Origin of the sequence: Pseudomonas parafulva (assembly GCF_002021815.1) — a bacterium.
GTDB lineage: Bacteria > Pseudomonadota > Gammaproteobacteria > Pseudomonadales > Pseudomonadaceae > Aquipseudomonas > Aquipseudomonas parafulva_B.
Map to the genome: position 1 here is coordinate 3,808,711 of NZ_CP019952.1, position 19,842 is coordinate 3,828,552.

Below are 19,842 nucleotides of genomic sequence, written 5' to 3' on the forward strand. Positions count from 1 at the left end.
GACCGGTCGAGGCTGCCGCATCGCGTTCCAGAGGACCTGGTGCAGCAATGCCGGCCGCATTCAGGCCGGGGGGGATCAGTCGACCAGCAGGGAGCACTTCATGGAAAACATCGTCGTCGCCGATAAGCAGTCCGCCGTCGCCACCCAGAATGCCTGGGGCAATATCACTCTCAATGGCCCAGGCGTCGTGCAGATGCCCGTCGCGCCCGACCAGGTCGCCACCGTCACGCAACGCGGGCAGGATTTGATCGTCACGCTCAAGTCCGGCGAAAAGGTCACCATCGATAATTTCTTCGCGGTGAACCAGGCAGGCGTCGGCAGCGACATGGTGTTCGTCGGCGAAGACGGCACCCTCTGGCAAGCCGAATACAACGCTCAGGCTTTCACCGGCTTCACCTTCAACGAAGTGGCTTCTCTGGACGAACTGGTTGCAGGCATCGGTACGGCGGGCGACGCGATGCCGACGTGGGCCATCGCAGGCTTGGGATTGCTCGGCGTGGGCGGCGGCGCGGCGGCGCTGGGCGGCGGTAGCGGCGGCGGCGGCGGTGGCGGTGCAGTACCTGACACCACGGCACCGGCAACCCCCATCGACCTGCTGGTTTCCCCGGATGGCCTGCGCCTGTCGGGGCGCGGTGAAGCGGGTGCGATCGTGAACATTCGTGATGCCGCTGGCAACCTGCTCGGTACCGGTACGGTCGGGGCCGATGGCAGCTTCGATATAGCGCTCAACGCCCCCCAGATCAACAACGAAAACCTGCAGGTAACCTTGACCGATGCAGCCGGCAATGTGTCTGCACCGGGCACCGTGACCGCGCCGGATGCGACCGCTCCGCTGGCGCCGACCGAACTTGCCATCGACGCTCAGGGTACAACGCTCACAGGCCGCGCCGAGCCCGGTTCCACGGTGTCGGTCAGAGGGGCTGACGGCGTGCTGCTGGGCTCGGCCACGGCTGGGGCGGACGGCTTGTTCAGCATTACCCTGCAACCGGCACAGACAGCGGGCCAGGCGTTGCAGGTCACGGCCGAGGATGCAGCGGGCAACACGTCCGCCGCAGCTGGTATTGTGGCTCCAGTGGTCGATGGCACCGACACCACCGCTCCTGATGCGCCCGTGGCGCTCGTTGTCTCCGCTGATGGCACGCGCCTGTCGGGCCGCGGCGAACCCGGCACCACGGTCAACGTTCGCGACCCTGCCGGCAATGTGATCGGCAGCGGCGTGGTGGGGGCCAATGGAGCCTTCGAGGTGGTGCTCACACCGGCGCAGCTTGATAGCCAGAACCTGCAAGTCACCCTGACCGACGCCGCTGGCAACGTCTCTGCACCGGGTGCCGTCGTTGCGCCAGACCTCACAGCGCCGCTCGCACCGACCAACCTGGCCGTCGATGCCCAAGGGGCCACCCTGACCGGGCGGGCCGAACCTGGGTCTACCGTTTCGGTACGCGGCCCTGGCGGTGCGTTGCTGGGCACCGCCATCGCGGGCGCCGACGGCCTGTTCAGCATCACGCTGCAACCCCCGCAGACCACTGGCCAGGCCCTGGCGGTGAGCGCTACCGACGCAGCAGGCAATACGTCGCCGGCAGCCAACATCACCGCGCCCTTGGTCGATGGCGGTGACACCACACCGCCGGATGCACCTGTGGACCTAGTGGTCGGCCTAGCCGGCACACAGTTGAGCGGTCGCGGCGAAGCCGGCACCACCGTGCAAGTGCGCGACGCCGCAGGCAACCTGCTCGCCACAGGCACCGTCGGTGCCGATGGGACCTTCACCGTCAGCCTGGACCCCGCCGTCAAGGACGGCAGCAGCCTCCAAGTCACCCTGACCGACGCGGCAGGCAACACATCGCCAGCCGCCAGCGTGGCGTCGCCAGACCTCGTAGGGCCTGCCCAACCCACTGACCTGGCCCTGGCCGATGGCGTCACCTTCACCGGCCGCGGTGAGCCGGGTGCTACCGTGCAAGTGCGCGATGCCGCCGGCACCGTGATCGGCACAGGCACCGTGGGCGCAGACGGCGCCTTCAGCATTACTCTCTCCCCTGCCCAGGCCAACGGCCAGGCACTGGACGTACGCCTAGTCGATGGGGCAGGCAATGCCTCGGCGCCCTTGCAGTTCGACGCCCCTGACATCACCCCGCCAGAGGCGGTCACCAATGTGCTGGTCGGCCCTGGCGGTACCGTCATCGGGGGCCGAGGCGAGCCAGGTGCAACGGTGGAGGTGCGCGATGCGAGCGGGACCCTGCTGGGCAGCGCGGTGGTCACTGCCAACGGCACCTTCCTGGTCAACCTCGACCCCGCCGTGCAACCCGGCGAGCAACTGAGCCTGGTGCAGACAGACCCTAGCGGCAACGCCTCGCCCGCCGTCGACTACGAAGTGCCCCTGACCCCAGCCCTGGAAAGCCCAGCCAACCTGGCGGTAAACGCCGACGGCACCGTGCTTACCGGTACTGCCCCGGCAGGCTCGCGCGTCGAAGTGCGCGATGCCAGCGGTGCGTTGGTCGGCAGCGCCATCGCCAATGCCGACGGCAGCTTCAGCATCGATCTGAACCCGGCCCAGGCCAACGGCGAACTGCTGGATGTGGTGGCCATCGCCGACGGTGTATCGTCACTGCCCGCCCAGGTCACCGCCCCCGATATCACGGCTCCCGCCGCTCCCGCAGAGCTGGCGGTGAGTGCCGACGGCACCGTGGTCACGGGCCGCGCCGAGCCGGGCAGCACCGTGCGCATTCTGGCCGCTGACGGCACCGAGCTGGGCTCGGCGGTGGTCGGCGCCACCGGCGTGTTCAGCATTACCTTGAACCCTGCCCAAGTGGACGGCGAAGTGCTGCAAGCCACTGCCACCGATGCGGCGGGCAACGTATCCCAAGCCAGTGCAGTCACAGCACCGGACATCGATGGCGGTGGTGACGTCACACCGCCAGACGCGCCCGTGGACCTGGTCATCGGGCTAGCAGGCAGTCAACTGACTGGCCGCGGCGAAGCCGGCACCACCGTGCAAGTGCGCGACGCGGCAGGCAACCTGCTCGCCACAGGCACCGTCGGTGCCGATGGGACCTTCACCGTCAGCCTGGACCCCGCCGTCAAGGACGGCAGCAGCCTCCAAGTCACCCTGACCGACGCAGCGGGCAACACTTCGCCAGCCGCCAGCGTGGCATCGCCAGACCTCGTGGGGCCTGCGCAACCCACCGACCTCGCCCTGACCGATGGCGTCACCTTCACCGGCCGCGGTGAGCCAGGCGCTACCGTGCAAGTGCGCGATGCCGCCGGCACCGTGATCGGCACAGGCACCGTGGGCGCAGACGGCGCCTTCAGCATCACCCTCTCCCCTGCCCAGGCCAACGGCCAGGCACTGGACGTACGCCTGGTCGATGCGGCAGGCAACGCCTCGGCGCCCTTGCAGTTCGACGCCCCTGACATCACTCCGCCAGAAGCGGTCACCAATGTGCTGGTCGGCCCCGGCGGTACCGTCATCGGTGGCCGAGGCGAGCCAGGTGCAACGGTGGAGGTGCGCGATGCGAACGGGACCCTGCTGGGCAGCGCCGTGGTCACTGCCAACGGCACCTTCCTGGTCAACCTCGACCCCGCCGTGCAACCCGGCGAGCAACTGAGCCTGGTGCAGACAGACCCTAGCGGCAACGCCTCGCCCGCCGTCAACTACGAAGTGCCCCTGACCCCAGCCCTGGAAAGCCCAGCCAACCTGGCGGTAAACGCCGACGGCACCGTGCTCACCGGTACTGCCCCGGCAGGCTCACGCGTCGAAGTGCGCGATGCCAGCGGTGCGTTGGTCGGCAGCGCCATCGCCAATGCCGACGGCAGCTTCAGCATCGACCTGAACCCGGCCCAGGCCAACGGCGAACTGCTGGATGTGGTGGCCATCGCCGACGGTGTATCGTCACTGCCCGCCCAGGTCACCGCCCCCGATATCACGGCTCCCGCCGCTCCCGCAGAGCTGGCGGTGAGCGCCGACGGCACCGTGGTCACGGGCCGCGCCGAGCCGGGCAGCACCGTGCGCATTCTGGCCGCTGACGGCACCGAGCTGGGCTCGGCGGTGGTCGGCGCCACCGGCGTGTTCAGCATTACCCTGAACCCTGCCCAGGTGGACGGCGAAGTGCTACAAGCCACTGCCACCGATGCATCGGGCAACGTATCCCAAGCCAGTGCAGTCACAGCACCGGACATCGATGGCGGTGGTGACGTCACACCGCCAGACGCGCCCGTGGACCTGGTCATCGGGCTAGCAGGCAGTCAACTGACTGGCCGCGGCGAAGCCGGCACCACCGTGCAAGTGCGCGACGCGGCAGGCAACCTGCTCGCCACAGGCACCGTCGGTGCCGATGGGACCTTCACCGTCAGCCTGGACCCCGCCGTCAAGGACGGCAGCAGCCTCCAAGTCACCCTCACTGACGCGGCAGGCAACACATCGCCAGCCGCCAGCGTGGCGTCGCCAGACCTCGTAGGGCCTGCCCAACCCACTGACCTGGCCCTGGCCGATGGCGTCACCTTCACCGGCCGCGGTGAGCCGGGTGCTACCGTGCAAGTGCGCGATGCCGCCGGCACCGTGATCGGCACAGGCACCGTGGGCGCAGACGGCGCCTTCAGCATCACTCTCTCCCCTGCCCAGGCCAACGGCCAGGCACTGGACGTACGCCTGGTCGATGCGGCAGGCAATGCCTCGGCGCCCTTGCAGTTCGACGCCCCTGACATCACTCCGCCAGAAGCGGTCACCAATGTGCTGGTCGGCCCCGGCGGTACCGTCATCGGTGGCCGAGGCGAGCCAGGTGCAACGGTGGAGGTGCGCGATGCGAACGGGACCCTGCTGGGCAGCGCCGTGGTCACTGCCAACGGCACCTTCCTGGTCAACCTCGACCCCGCCGTGCAACCCGGCGAGCAACTGAGCCTGGTGCAGACAGACCCTAGCGGCAACGCCTCGCCCGCCGTCAACTACGAAGTGCCCCTGACCCCAGCCCTGGAAAGCCCAGCCAACCTGGCGGTAAACGCCGACGGCACCGTGCTCACCGGTACTGCCCCGGCAGGCTCACGCGTCGAAGTGCGCGATGCCAGCGGTGCGTTGGTCGGCAGCGCCATCGCCAATGCCGACGGCAGCTTCAGCATCGACCTGAACCCGGCCCAGGCCAACGGCGAACTGCTGGATGTGGTGGCCATCGCCGACGATGTATCGTCACTGCCCGCCCAGGTCACCGCCCCCGATATCACGGCTCCCGCCGCTCCCGCAGAGCTGGCGGTGAGTGCCGACGGCAGCGTGGTCACGGGCCGCGCCGAGCCGGGCAGCACCGTGCGCATTCTGGCCGCTGATGGCACTGAGTTGGGCTCGGCAGTCGTCGGCGCCACCGGCGTGTTCAGCATCACCCTGAACCCTGCCCAGGTGGACGGCGAAGTGCTGCAAGCCACTGCCACCGATGCATCGGGCAATGCATCCCAGGCCAGTTCGGTCACAGCACCGGACATCGATGGCGGTGGTGACGTCACACCGCCAGACGCGCCCGTGGACCTGGTCATCGGGCTAGCAGGCAGTCAACTGACCGGCCGCGGCGAAGCCGGCACCACCGTGCAAGTGCGCGACGCGGCAGGTAACCTGCTCGCCACAGGCACCGTCGGTGCCGATGGGACCTTCACCGTCAGCCTGGACCCCGCCGTCAAGGACGGCAGCAGCCTACAAGTCACCCTGACCGACGCAGCGGGCAACACTTCGCCAGCCGCCAGCGTGGCATCGCCAGACCTCGTAGGGCCTGCGCAACCCACCGACCTTGCCTTGGCCGATGGCGTTACCTTCACCGGCCGCGGTGAGCCGGGTGCTACCGTGCAAGTGCGCGATGCCGCCGGCACCGTGATCGGCATAGGCACCGTGGGCGCAGACGGCGCCTTCAGCATTACTCTCTCCCCTGCCCAGGCCAACGGCCAGGCACTGGACGTACGCCTGGTCGATGCGGCAGGCAACGCCTCGGCGCCCTTGCAGTTCGACGCCCCTGACATCACTCCGCCAGAAGCGGTCACCAATGTACTGGTCGGCCCCGGCGGTACCGTCATCGGTGGCCGAGGCGAGCCAGGTGCAACGGTGGAGGTGCGCGATGCGAACGGGACCCTGCTGGGCAGCGCCGTGGTCACTGCCAACGGCACCTTCCTGGTCAACCTCGACCCCGCCGTGCAACCCGGCGAGCAACTGAGCCTGGTGCAGACAGACCCTAGCGGCAACGCCTCGCCCGCCGTCGACTACGAAGTGCCCCTGACCCCAGCCCTGGAAAGCCCAGCCAACCTGGCGGTAAACGCCGACGGCACCGTGCTCACCGGTACTGCCCCGGCAGGCTCACGCGTCGAAGTGCGCGATGCCAGCGGTGCGTTGATCGGCAGCACCATCGCCAATGCCGACGGCAGCTTCAGCATCGACCTGAACCCGGCCCAGGCCAACGGCGAACTGCTGGATGTGGTGGCCATCGCCGACGATGTATCGTCACTGCCCGCCCAGGTCACCGCCCCCGATATCACGGCTCCCGCCGCTCCCGCAGAGCTGGCGGTGAGTGCCGACGGCAGCGTGGTCACGGGCCGCGCCGAGCCGGGCAGCACCGTGCGCATTCTGGCCGCTGATGGCACTGAGTTGGGCTCGGCAGTCGTCGGCGCCACCGGCGTGTTCAGCATCACCCTGAACCCTGCCCAGGTGGACGGCGAAGTGCTGCAAGCCACTGCCACCGATGCATCGGGCAATGCATCCCAGGCCAGTTCGGTCACCGCGCCGGACATTGACGGCGGCGGCGATACGACGCCGCCTGAAGCGGCTTCCAACCTGGTAGTGGGTGTGGCGGGTACCCAGTTGAGTGGTCGCGGTGAAGCCGGAGCCACGGTCCAAGTGCGCAATGCGGCCGGTGACCTGATTGCAACCGGTACCGTGGCCGCCGATGGCACCTTTACTGTCAACCTGGACCCCGCCGTCAAGGACGGTAGCGACCTGCAGGTCACGCTCACCGATGCCGCTGGCAATGTGTCCGAGGCCGCGACCGTTACTTCCCCTGACTTGATCGCCCCGGTACAGCCAACCGAACTGGCGTTGGCTGGCGGCGTGACCCTGACTGGCCGCGGTGAAGCAGGTGCGACCGTGCAGGTCCGTACCGCAGCCGGTACCCTGATCGGCTCGGCAATTGTTGGCGACGACGGCCGGTTCACAGTCACCCTCTCTCCTGCCCAGGCCAACGGCCAGGCATTGGACGTACGCCTGGTCGATGCAGCGGGTAACACGTCTGACCCGCTGCAGTTCAACGCCCCGGACATCACGCCACCAGAAGCTGTGACCAACCTTCTGGTCGGGCCAGGGGGTACCGCACTCAGTGGTCGAGGCGAAGCCGGTGCCACGGTTGAAGTGCGTGACATCGATGGCAACCTGCTGGGTCGCGGCGTGGTTACCGCCAACGGCACTTTCCTGGTCAATCTCGACCCTGCCGCGCAGCCCGGTGAGCAACTGAGCCTGATCCAGGTGGACCCCAGCGGCAATGCTTCGATCGCCGTGACATTCGCGGTGCCAGCGACCAATCCGCCCGCCAGCCCTGCTGAACTGGCACTGTCAGAAGACGGTACCGCCCTGACCGGTACCGCCCCGGCAGGTACTCGGGTAGAAGTGCGCGGCGCGGACGGTGCGTTGCTGGGCAGCGCAGTCGCAGGCCCTGACGGCAGCTTCTCGGTCGAATTGGCACCCGCGCAGGCCAACGGCGAACTGCTCGATGTGGTCGCGATCGACGGTGCAGGGCTTTCTTCCCTGCCCACCCAGATCATCGCCCCGGACATCACTGCACCTGCAACGCCAAGCGAACTGGCCGTCAATGCCGACGGCACGGTACTCAGCGGACGTGGCGAGCCTGGCAGCACTGTGCGCGTGCTGGCAGCCGATGGCACCACGGTGTTGGGCAGTGCAGTGGTCGGCGCCACCGGCAGCTTCAGCATCACGCTGAACCCGCCGCAGGTCGACGGCGAGGTCTTGCAGGTCACGGCCACCGACGCGGCGGGCAACACCTCTGCTGGGGGCAATGTCACAGCGCCCGACATCGACGCCGTGGACAACACGCCGCCTGCACCTGCCACGGGCCTGGCCATCAACCTTGCCGGCGCGCAACTGAATGGGCGCGGCGAGGCTGGCGCCACCGTGCAGGTACGCGATGGACAAGGCAACCTGTTGGCCAGCGGCACCGTCAATGCCGACGGCACCTTCCAGGTCACGCTGGACCCTGCGGTCAAGGACGGCAGCACCCTGCAAGTCGTGCTCACCGATGCCGCCGGCAACGCCTCCACCCCAGCCACCGTGGTCAGCCCCGACCTGCTGGCGCCTGCCCAACCAACCGCGCTTGCCCTTGAAGGCGGCGTCACGCTGACCGGTCGCGGCGAGCCTGGCGCAACGGTGCAGGTACGCACCGCGGATGGGGCCGTGATCGGCACCGGCCTGGTCGATGCAAACGGCAACTTCAGTATCACCCTGGCACCCGCGCAGGCCAACGGCGAAGCACTCGATGTACGCCTGGTAGATGCCGCCGGCAACACCTCGACCCCGCTGCAGTTCGAAGCGCCGGACATCACGCCGCCGGCTTCGGTAAGCAACGTGGTGGTGGGTAACGCCGGCCTGACCGTGGCCGGTCGAGGCGAAGCGGGCGCGCGCGTAGAAGTGCGCGATGCGAACGGTAGCGTAATCGGCAGCGGCATCGTGAGTGGCAACGGGACCTTCCTGCTCGAACTCAACCCACCTGCCCAGCCCGGCGCACGCCTGAGCCTCGTGCAGACCGACCCAAGCGGCAATGGGTCCGAACCGCTGCTGTTCGACGTTCCTCTGGTTCCGGCCCCGGCCAGCCCGAGCGATCTGGTGGTGGCCGAGGACGGCACCAGCATCAGCGGCACGGCCCCGGCAGGCAGCCAGGTGCAGGTACGCGATGCCGATGGCAACGTAGTCGGCAGTGTGGTGGTAGGCGCCGGTGGCACATTCACCGTCGTGCTCAACCCGGCTCAGGCGAACGGCGAATTGCTCGACGTGGTGGCCATCGATGGCGCCGCAAATGCCTCCCTGCCTGTGCAGGTGACGGCGCCGGACATCACGCCACCGGCCATCCCCGGCGAGCTGCAAGTCAATGGCGACGGCAGCATCGTCACGGGGCGCGCCGAAGCTGGCAGTACCGTGCGCGTGCTGGCCGCTGATGGGGTCACTGTGCTGGGTTCGGCCGTAGTGGGTGCGACCGGTGTCTTCAGCATCACCCTGAATCCGCCACAAGTGGCCGGCGAGCAGCTGCAGGTCAATGCTACCGACGCCGCCGGCAATGCCTCATTGCCGGGCTCGGTCACTGCGCCTGTGATCGACAACGGCGGCGACACCACGCCGCCGCAACCTGCCACCGACCTGGTGATCAGCGCCAATGGCGCCACTGTTTCCGGGCGCGGTGAAGCCGGCACCACTGTCCAAGTGCGCAACGACCAGGGCCAACTGCTGGCATCCGGCACAGTACAAGCCGACGGCAGCTTCGTGGTGCAGTTGCAGACGCCGGTGATCGACGGCTCGGCGCTCCAGGTCACCCTCACCGATGCAGCGGGCAACATCTCCGTGCCAAGCTCGCTGGCCGCCCCTGACCAGGTGGCGCCGTTGCAACCGGCCAACCTGGCGCTGGAAAACGGCGTGACCTTGAGCGGTACGGCCGAGGCCGGCGCGCGCGTTGAAGTGCGCGACGCCGCCGGCACCCTGATCGGCAGCGCCATCGCCCAGCCCGGCGGCACCTTTACCCTCACACTCGACCCGCCCCAGGCCAACGGTCAGGCCCTGTCCGTGACCGTCACCGACGCCGCAGGCAACAGCTCGGTGCCGCTAGGCTATGTCGCCCCCGACATCACGCCGCCGGTACCGGTCAGCAACGTGCAGGCAGGTGCGGGAAGCCTTGCCGTTGCAGGCAGGGGCGAGCCGGGCGCCACCGTGCAGGTGCGCAATGACGAGGGCCTGGTCATCGGCACGGGCACCGTCGCGGCCAACGGCACCTTCGTCGTCAACCTCGATGCGCCGTTGGTGGCCGGCCAGGCCATCACGCTGGTGCAGACCGATGCAGCCGGCAATGTCTCCACGGCGATAGACGTCACCGTTTCGCAAGCCCCCGTACCGGCTAGCCCGACCGACATCGTGGTGGCTGGCGACGGCACCTCGGTCAGCGGCACAGCCCCTGGCAACAGCCAGGTGGAAGTGCGCGATACGCAGGGCAATGTCATCGGCACCGTTCAGGCCAACCCTGACGGCAGCTTCACCGTGGGCCTCACACCGGCCCAGGCCAACGGTGAAACCCTGGATGTGGTCGCCATCGATGGCGACGGCACCCCTTCGTTGCCCGTGCAAATCGTCGCTCCCGACATCACGGCCCCCAATGAACCTACCGATCTGCAGTTGAGCACCAACGGCAGCGTGTTGACCGGACGTGGCGAGGCAGGGGCCACGGTGCAGGTCACCGATGCCGATGGCAACGTGCTCGGCACGGCTCAGATCGGTGCCAACGGCGTCATCAGCGTGCAACTGACGCCGCCGCAGACCGATGGTCAGACCCTGGAAGTCACCGTGCGCGATGGCGCAGGCAATACCTCGAGCGCCACCGTCACGGCGCCCGATCTGGACGGCCCGTTGCAGCCTTCCGCGTTGGCTATCGACACCGCGGGTATCCATCTGACCGGTGTAGGTCAGGTCGGCTCGATCATCACCGTACGCGACGCAGGCGGCGCTGTGCTGGGCAGCGCAACCGTGGGTGCTGACGGGCGCTTCGACGTCACCCTGTCCGCTGCCCAGCGCAACGGCGAAAACTTGAGCGTGGAAGCCACCGACAACCTGGGCAACAGCGCAGGCCCGGTACCCTTCACTGCGCCGGATACCACGCCACCCCAACTGGTCGCCGACGCCGCCATCAACGGCGCAGGCAGCGTGGTGAGTGGCACTGGCGAAGCCGGCGCCACGGTGACCGTGCGCGGCCCGAACGGCGCCGTGTTGGGCTTTGCCCAAGTAGGCGACAACGGCGCATTCTCGGTCACGCTCGACCCCGCGCAGACCAATGGCCAGGTGCTGAGCGTCGAACAGCGCGATGCCGCCGGCAACCTGTCCCAGGCCGTCGACCTGACTGCACCAGACAATGAACCGCCGGCCATCCCCGGCACCCTGCTGGTGTCCGCTGATGGCACCGTCGTCACGGGCACGGGCGAGCCCGGCGCACAAGTCACGGTGACCGGCGTCGCCGGCATCGTGCTGGGCACTGCCGAGGTCCAAGCCGACGGCAACTTCAGCGTTACCCTGGTACCGGCGCAACTCGGTGGCCAGGCGCTATCAATCACCCAAACCGACCCCGCCGGCAACGCCTCCGTTCCTGGCACCTTGACGGCGCCTGACCTCGAACCGCCTGTGGCGGCTGTTGGCCTCACGCTCAATGGCGCAGGGAATGTACTGAGCGGCCGAGGTGAGGCCGGGACCACTGTCGAGGTCCGCGATGTCGCCGGCAATGTGCTGGGCAGCGTCGAAGTAGGGGTCGATGGCAACTTCGAAGTCCCTCTCACCCCTGCACAAACCAATGGTGAAGTGCTGTCGGTAATCCTCATCGACGCACAGGGCAACCTGTCACCTCCAACCACGCTCACGGCTGAGGACAGCACTCCACCGTCAACCGCCACGGGTCTGGTCATCACCCCGGGCGGCACTGCCATCCAAGGCGTTGGCGAACCTGGCGCCACGGCAGAAGTACGTGCCGCTGACGGCACCGTGCTGGGCAGCGTCGTGGTGCCTGAGGGCGGCAATTTCATCGTCCCCGTGTCACCTGCGCAGCTCGATGGGCAAGTGCTGGACGTCGTGCTGATCGACGGTGCCGGCAACGTTTCGTTGCCCGGTCAGGTCACCGCGCCGGACATCACCCCACCTGCGCAACCCACTGGCGTTGTGGTCAGCGAAGACGGCACCACCGTCACCGGCAACGCACCTGGCGCCCAGACCGTCACGGTACGCGACAGTGCCGGGGGCCAAGTCACTGTCCCAGTAGACGCCGACGGCGGCTTCAGCGTGACGCTGCCCACCCCGCAGAACAATGGAGAGACGGTCACCGTCGTGGTCACCGATCCGACTGGCAATGCGTCGGCGCCGATCAGCGTGACAGCACCGGACAACACCGATCCGCTGCCAGCTACCGATGTCAGCGTGAGCCCCGATGGCACCACGGTCGGCGGCACGGCCGAACCTGGCAGCACGGTGGTCATCCGCAATCCTGATGGCTCCGAGCGCGGCAGTGAAACGGCAGGCCCGGACGGCACCTTCGTGATCCCGGTCGACCCGCCCCTGAGCACGGGCGAAACGGTCGACGTGGTCGTGATCGACCCGGCCGGCAACGCCTCCACCGAAGTACAGCTGCAAGGCCCGACCGGCAACGAAGTCGCGGCCCCAAGCAACCTGGCGATCAGCGACGACGGCTTCCTGCTGACCGGCCAGGGCACCGTCGGTACCTTGATTACCGTGACATCCGCCGGTACCACGTTGGGCACGGCGACGGTTGGCACCGATGGCATCTTCCGCGTGTTCTTCCTCAATGCCCAGCTCAATGCGCAGAAATTGCAGGTCACCGCGCGAGCGACGGCAGGCGGTCAGCCCTCGGTGCCAGCCACCGTGGTCGCCGAAGACACCACACCACCGGATGCACCGACAAACGTGGCCATCGACCGGATCGGCAGCACCTTGACCGGCCAGGGCGAAGTGGGCGCCACCGTGCGCGTCAGCGATAGCCTGGGCAACTTCCTGGGCAGCGCGACCGTGGGCAGCAATGGCCTGTTCACGATCAACTTCGTTCCGCCAGTGGCCAATGCCCAGAACCTGATCGTGACCCAGGCGGACGCGGCCGGTAACGTGTCATTGGCCGCGACCTTGCAAGCCCCCGATCTGCAGGCACCTCTGGCTGCCGACAACCTGAGCCTGAACAACGCGGCCACGGTCGTCAGCGGCCAGGGTGAGGCCGGGGCGCTGGTGACGATTCGCGATGCCAGCGGCGCGGTACTGGCCACCGGTACCGTCAACCAGAGTGGCCAGTTCCAGATCACCCTGCCCAGCGCCCAGACAACCGGTAGCGCGCTGCAGGTCACCCTCAGCGATGCAGCCGGCAACGTGTCGGCACCGGCCAGCCTGGCCACGCCAGATCGCACACCGCCGGCAGCCGTGAGCGACGCGCAGTTGAGCGGCGATGGCCGGCAGCTGTCCGGCAGCGGTGAACCCGGCGCTACCGTGCAGGTGCGCAACGCCTCCGGCGCCGTGCTAGGAACGGCGACTGTGGGTGTGGACGGCCGCTTTACCGTGGTGTTCGATACGCCCCAGGCCAATGGCCAAGCCATCGGCGTCACCCAGGTCGATGCCGCCGGCAACACCTCGGTTGCCGTCAACCTCACCACGCCAGACCTCACACCCCCGGCCGCCCTGACCAACGTGGTGCTGAACAACAACGGCCTGACCCTGACCGGCCTGGGCGAAGCAGGCGCCACCGTCAGCGTACGCGGGGTCGACGGCACCATCCTCGGTACAGGACTGGTCGCGGCCAATGGCAGCTTCACCCTGACCCTGGACAGTGCGCAGCTCAACGCGCAGCGCCTGAGCGTCACCCAGACCGATGCGGGCAACAACACATCGGTGGCGGTTGCCGTGACTGCGCCGGACTTTACGGCACCCGACGCGCCGATCGACCTGCTGCTCGCCCCTTCAGGCCTGCAAATGACCGGCAGCGCCGAAGCAGGCAGCACGGTGACCGTGCGCGACAGCGCCGGCAACGTGCTGGGCACGGCAGTCGCCGCTGCCAACGGCACCTTCCAGATCACCCTCAATGCTCCCCAGACCAACGGTCAGGCCTTGCAGGTGACCGCCACCGACGCTGCCGGCAATGTCTCGACCGCTGCGCCCTATACCGCAGCAGACACCACGCCGCCGCCCGCCGTCAGCAACCTGGCCGTGTCCGCCGACGGCGCGAGCCTGGTGGGCACCGGTGAGGCCGGCGCCACCGTGCGCGTCAGCGCAGCCGATGGCAGCCTGCTGGGCACAGCCGTGGTCGCAGCCGACGGTCGTTTCAATGTCAGCCTGAGCCCTGCGGCACTGGTGGGTGAAACCCTCAGCGTGGTGCAAGCCGATGCAGCGCAGAACGTATCGCCTGCCCAATCGATCAACGCCCCTGGGCCCTTGGCACCGGCAACCCCGGCAGACCTGGTCCTGGCAGCCGACGGGCTATCGGTATCGGGAACGGCAGCCAGCGGCACCACCGTCAACGTGTACGGCACCAATGGGCAACTCCTGGGCAGCAGCCCAGTGGCCAATGACGGCAGCTTCACGGTCAACCTTGGCAGCGCGCAGGCCAACGGCGAAGTGCTGCTGATCGCCGCCACTGGCACCGACGGCGCGGTTTCGCTACCTGCCACGCTGCAGGCGCCGGACACCACGGCGCCGCTGCCGCTGACCGGCCTGGTGCTGTCTGGCGATGGCCTGGTCGTGACCGGCCGCGGCGAACCGGGCGCTACCGTGACCATCACCGGCGAGGGTGGTATCGAACTCGGCACCGCCGTGGTCGATGCCGCTGGCAACTTCAGCGCCACGCTGGCGACGGCACAACTGGACGGCGAGCTGCTCAATGCCAGCCAGGCCGATGTGGCCGGTAACGAATCGAACAGCGTCAGCCTTACCGCGCCAGACCGCACCGCGCCAACACCTGCACAGGACCTGGAGTTCGCTGGCGGTGGCAGCCTGCTCAACGGTACAGGCGAGCCAGGCGTCACCGTGCGGGTGATCGCTGCCGACGGCAGTGTGCTGGGTACCGACACCGTGCGCGTCGATGGCACCTTCCAGGTCAACCTCACGGCGCCTCAGGCCAATGGGCAACAGGTTCAGGTGCTGCTGACCGACGCCGCCGGCAACCAATCGGGCGCCAGCGTCATCACCGCGCCTGACACCACGCCGCCCACCGCACCGGCGGAGCTGGCGGTCTCCAGCGACGGCGTCACCATTACGGGGCGCGGCGAAGCCGGCGCAGAAGTGACCGTCACCAACGCAGCGGGTGAGGACATCGGCAGCGCCATCGTCGATGCCAGCGGCAACTTCACGCTGACCCTCGACCCGCCGCTCACCAACGCCGAGGTGCTGAGCTTCACCCAGGCTGATGCGGCCGGTAATGTCTCGCCGATCGCCACCTTGCAAACGCCTGACTTCACCCCACCAGAGCCATTGACTCAGGTGGCAATCAACGCCGATGGCAGCGTGGTCACCGGCTTGGGTGAGCCGGGATCCACGGTAACCGTCAGGGATGCAGCGGGCGTGGCGCTGGGCACGGGCACAGTCCTGGCAGACGGCAGCTTCCGTGTGGACCTGTCGCCGGCTCAGATCGATAACCAAGTGCTATCCGTGCTGCAGGCCGACCCACCTGGCAACGTCAGCGAGGCGGTCACGGTGCAGGCGCCCGACCTGACGCCGCCAGCAGCGGCGACCGAGTTACGCCTCAATGCGGCAGGCGACACCCTAGGTGGCGTCGGCGAAGTGGGCGCCACCGTGCGGGTGTTCGTGGGCACGACGCAGATCGGCACGGGAGTGGTGAGCGCCGCAGGCACCTTCACCATCGCCCTGCAAACCCCGCAGCTCAATGGCGAGCGGTTGCAGGTGACCCTGACCGATGCTGCCCAGAACGTCTCGCCGGTCAGCACCCTGACTGCCCTGGACATCACGCCCCCTGAAGCGGTGGTGGCGACCATCAACAGCAGCGGCACCCAGGTGGTCGGCACAGCCGAAGTCGGGGCGCGCGTGACGGTGCTCAACAGCCAGGGCGACCTGGTCGGCCAAGTGGTCGTCGCCGCTGACGGCCGCTTCGTGGTGGCACTGACGCCGGCACAGATCAACGGTGAAGTGCTGACACTCATCGCCCAGGATGCCACCGGCAACCCATCGCCCGGCGTGGAACTGCAAGCACCTGACCTCACCCCACCGGTGCAGCCGGGTGACCTTGTGCTCAATGCCACCGGCCAGACCCTCACCGGTACGGCCGAAGCCGGCACCACCATCAGCGTGCGCGGGCCGGACGGTGTCGAAGTCGGCACCGCCCAGGTAGCGGCGGGCGGTGCCTTCACCGTCGCCCTGAACCCAGCCCAGAACAACGGCCAGCTTCTGACCGTGGTCTCCATCGACGCAGCAGGCAACGCGTCGATCCCGGCCACCTTGCTGGCCCGGGATACCTCGCCGCCCGGTGCCGTTACAGACCTGGCGGTGGACAACACCTTCACCGTGATCACAGGCCGTGGCGAGCCAGGCGCAACCGTCACCATCAGCAAAAACGGGACGGTGATCGGTACCGGTGAAGTCAGCGACGCCGGGACCTTCCAGATCGTCACCAGTCCGCCTGCCGGCTCAGTGGCGTCGCTGGTGGTCTACCAGACCGATGCGGCGGCCAATACGTCTGCCAGCATCACCTTCGTCACGCCGTTGGCACCTCCTCCGGTACCCCCTACCAACGTCGTGCTGGCCAGCGATGGCCTGACCTTGTCGGGCAATGCGCCTTCGGGAACGGGCATTCGGGTATACGATCCGGCGGGCAACCAGATCGGTGTCGGCGGCGCCACCTTGAACGGCACGTTCAGCCTGCAACTGACGGCCGCACAACTCAACGGGCAGCAACTGACCGTCACGGCCGTTGCCTTGGTTGGCGGCGAGTCGCAGCCAACCTTCGTGGTGGCGGCAGACATCACCCCGCCTGCAAACCCGGTCATCGCCGCGCTGTCGAGCAATGGCCTGGTACTGACCGGCACCGGCGAAGCGGGCGCGACAGTGACCGTGCGCAGCGCCGGCAATGCGGTGCTGGGCACCGGGCAGGTCAACGCCGCCGGCGAGTTCAGCATCAACCTGAACGCACCGCAGTTGAACGGCCAGGTGCTGACCGTCAGCCAGACCGACGCGGCGGGCAACGCCTCTGGCAACACCGCCTTCACCGCGCCTGACGTCCAACCACCTGCTGCGCCGACCAACGTGGTGGTCAACGGTGCGGGCACCGTACTGACCGGCAACGGTGAAGCAGGCGCTACCGTTACCGTGCAAGGCCCAGGAGGCCAGGTCGGTACCGGTGTGGTGCAGGCCAACGGCACCTTTACCATCGCCCTGAGCTCACCACAGAACGATGGGCAACTGCTGGTGGTACGCCAGACCGATGCCGCCGGTAACCTGTCCGGCAGCGCCAGCGTGCTCGCACCCGACACCACGCCGCCTGCCGCGCCGCTTGCCACCATCAACCCCACCGGCACCGCCGTCAGCGGCTCGGGCCAGGTCGGCAGCACGGTGCAGGTGCGTAACAGCGCCGGCACCGTGCTGGGCACTGCCACGGTCGGCAGCAACGGGTTGTTCGTAGTCAGCCTGGCGGCTGCGCAGATCGACAACCAGGCGCTGTCGGTTACGCTCACGGACGCTGCCGGCAACGTTTCGACGCCCACCGCGTTGACGGCGCCGGACTTCACCCCGCCAGCGGTCGCCGGCAACCTGCAGGTCAATGCCGACGGTACCAGCCTGACCGGTACCGGCGAGCCCGGCGCCACCGTCACCGTGCGCAGCGCGACCGGCACGGTGCTGCAAACCGGTACCGTGCAGCCTAACGGTAGCTTCACCGTGGCCTTGAACCCACCGCAGGACAATGGCCAGCTGCTGTCGGTGACCTTGAGCGACCCACGCGGCAACGTGTCGGGCAACGTCACCGTTACCGCGCCCGATGTGGACGCCAATGCACCGGTTATCGCCAGCGACAACCTGGCCACTGCCGTGGTCAACCTTGCGCCCGTCGTCAGCAGCCGCACCTACCAGGACTCGTTCAGCACCCTGCTGGCAGGCTTCAGCAAGACCTTTACCTGGACAGTTGGCGCAGGGACAACGGCGGACCCGACGCTGACGCTCAACACAGGCAGTGCCTTGGCCTTGCTGGACAGCGCCACCTTCACCTTGCAGGTAAAAAATGCCAGTGGCGCCTGGGTGACGCTGGCCACCGGCAACAGCCAGGGCCTGCTCGACCTGGTATTGCTGCCGCTGGGCCAAGGCCTGCGCGTGGACATCGGCGAGCTGCGTGCCGGTGACTACCGGCTGACCGTGGGCAGCGGCGGCATCGGCCTGCTGACCACGGTCAACACCACGTTGCAGGTCGATACCACCAGCCTGACCCAGTTCACCGGTACAGGCGCTGCAACGTCTGGCAACGTGGTCACCGACGTGGGTATCGATGGCACTACCGATGCGCGGGGGCCGGACAGCGACGCGGTCCTGCAGGTGCTCAAAGGCGGGAGCTACGTGACCGCTGGCAGCGCCACCACGGTGCAGGGCCAGTACGGGACGCTGGTGATCAGGGGCGATGGCAGCTACACCTACACCCCCAACGGCAGCCCGAGCAGCGTCGGCAAGGTGGATGTATTCAGCTATCAACTGGTGCATCCGAACGGCAAGTCCGACACCGCCAACCTGTACGTGCGCATCGACAGCCCTCAAGCCACCGAGGTGTGGAGCAACACCAACTATGCAGCGCCAGCCACCGTGGTGGATGCGGTGAACGACGTCGACAACACCAACATCAGCCTGGTGAACCTGCAAACCAGCAGCACCACCACGTTCTCACCGCTGTCCTTGCCGGTGCTCGGTACCCGCTCGGCCACCTACACCACCACCGTGGCAGCCAACACCACTGCTGATGTACAGGTCGTGCTCAACTCCACCAACCTGCTGACCCTGCTCAACGGCACCACGCTCGAGCTGCTCAAGCTCAACCCGGCCACCGGGCAGTACGTGACGGTGCAGACCGTAGGTGGTGGCTCATTGGTGACCCTGCTGGGCGGCGGTGCGGGCTACACCTTCCAGAACCAGGGCGCCGGCACCTACCACGTGCGGGTCACCGCAGGCGGCATTGGGCTGCTCAGCTCGCTGACCACCACGGTCAATGCCACGGCCACTCACCTCAACGAGTTCGTGGTGGGCAGCTACACGCCGGTCACCGGCAACCTGCTGACCGACGGCGCGGGCGCCGACAACCTGGGCTCGCCCCTGACGGTGCTGAGCGTGCTGACGGCGGCGAACACCTTCACCATTCCGGGCTATAACGGGGCCATTGTCCAGGGCAATTACGGTACCTTGGTGGTACAGGCCGACGGCAGCTACGCCTATACCCTCGACGCCGGTCTCAGTTCGTCGGTGATCGGGCAACGGGAAGTGTTCACCTACGAGCTGACCCACCCCAACGGCACCACCGACACCGCCACGCTCACCATCAACCTTGACCCAGTCACCGGCTTTGCCGCCACCGCTGCGATCATGGCGGACACCGGTGAAGAGGGCGCGGCGCTGGCCAGTGTCGCCGCAGTCGCTGCCAGCGAGGTGATCGCCGGCACCGATGGCGATGACACGCTGGTGGCCAGCACCGGTAGCGCGGTCGCGCTCGACGGGGGCGCGGGCAACGATACGCTGGTCATCAGCGACCAGGCCTTTGCCAGCATCAACGGAGCAAGCGGAAGCGACACCCTGCTCTGGAATGGCGGCGATGCCAGCATCGACCTGGGCAACCTGGTCGGGCGGGTGCACGAGATCGAAACCATCGACCTCAACGACACCAGCGCAGTGACCCTGACATTGACCCTGGCCGATGTGGTGGCGGTCACCGACAGCGCCAGCGACACGCTGATCATCAAGGGGGACGAAAGTGACTCGGTTCACATGACCGACACCTGGAGCAAGGTGGGGAACCAAACTGCCGACGGTATCGACTATAACCAATACACGGCCCAGGAGGATCCGAGTCACCACTTGTGGGTGCAAAGCGGTATCCATGTGGTCTGAGGCCG

General features: G+C 67.8%; 1 protein-coding gene. It reads left to right on the forward strand.

The features are described 5' to 3' along the window. Positions 1 to 100: 100 nt before the first annotated feature. Positions 101 to 19,837 (forward strand): BapA/Bap/LapF family large adhesin, encoded by a 19,737-nt coding sequence (locus B2J77_RS17155; RefSeq protein WP_078479085.1) that lies wholly within the window; start codon positions 101 to 103, stop codon positions 19,835 to 19,837. Positions 19,838 to 19,842: the final 5 nt, after the last annotated feature.